We start from the raw sequence: 992 nt of genomic DNA on the forward strand, positions 1-992 counted from the left end.
CCGACATCGGCGGTCGAGATCGGCGAGGCCTGCCGTGACACAGTTCCGTGCAGGTAGTCGAGCATGAAGCGGACGTTGCCGTTGACGTACCAGTTGAGCGCGAGCGTGTAGACCGTCTGCCGTCCGCCGGCGACGCCGTTGGCGGTTGCCAGCTGGTCGTTGAGATCGATGGTGGAGAAACGTCCCGCGATCTCCCAGGCGCCCCAGCCGTCACCGTCCAGCGAGAACGGGTGCGCAGGCTTGACGCCGCTATAGGCCGCGTTCGCCGCATTGTAGGTCCGGCCTTCGCCCGTCAGCACGTATCCGGCCTGGGCATAGCCGCCCTGGAATTTCAGGCTCGGTGCGCCGACCAGCGGCACGCCGGTGTTGGCTGTGCGATCGACATTGTACCAGAAGTACTCACCCTGAACGATGAACGGGCCGTAGGTCGCCGCTGCCTCGACGCTGTAGACCTGCGCGCCTGAGGCATTGGCGATAGCGCCGGTGGAGATCAGCGTGGTCGGGTCGAGACGCAATTCCGGACGGTCGCTGAGCGTGACCGTCTGCGTGTTGGCGATCAGGTTGCGCGGCGGCTGGATCAGCCATTGCGCGTCGGCGCCGATATGCACCGAATAATCCTTGCCGCTGATCGGATTGCCGGCCACGCGCGCCACGGCGCCATATTGCTCGCTGGTACCGGGTGGTGCCGCGCTCGACGCGGAGTGGATCGCACCGGTCGACGGTCCCGTGACATAGCCGCCGATCCAGAGCTGGTCGTTGAACCAGCGCGCACCGGCTGCGGAGCGGAAGTCGCCGGCCGCGATGTTGGTGGCGATCACGCCGGGCGAGGCGCGCTCCATGAACATGATGTCGTTGGAGCTCGTCGCCTCGTCCATGGTGTAGGGCAGGTCCATGATGCCGGCCTCGATCGCCATCCGTCCGCCGAACGGCTTCAAGCCGGTGTAGCTGAGATAGGCGTTCTCGACCCCGGAGACGCCACCGCCCGGAAGGGA

Annotated in this window: 1 protein-coding gene; it reads right to left on the bottom strand. The window is 66.3% G+C overall.

Features of this window, described 5'->3' with window-relative positions:
* Positions 1-992 (bottom strand): porin (locus IVA92_RS00405; RefSeq protein ID WP_247460458.1); only part of this gene is annotated, 992 nt, incomplete at both ends.

The sequence above is a fragment of the Bradyrhizobium sp. 154 genome, assembly GCF_023073875.1.
In the GTDB taxonomy this organism is placed as follows: Bacteria; Pseudomonadota; Alphaproteobacteria; order Rhizobiales; family Xanthobacteraceae; genus Bradyrhizobium.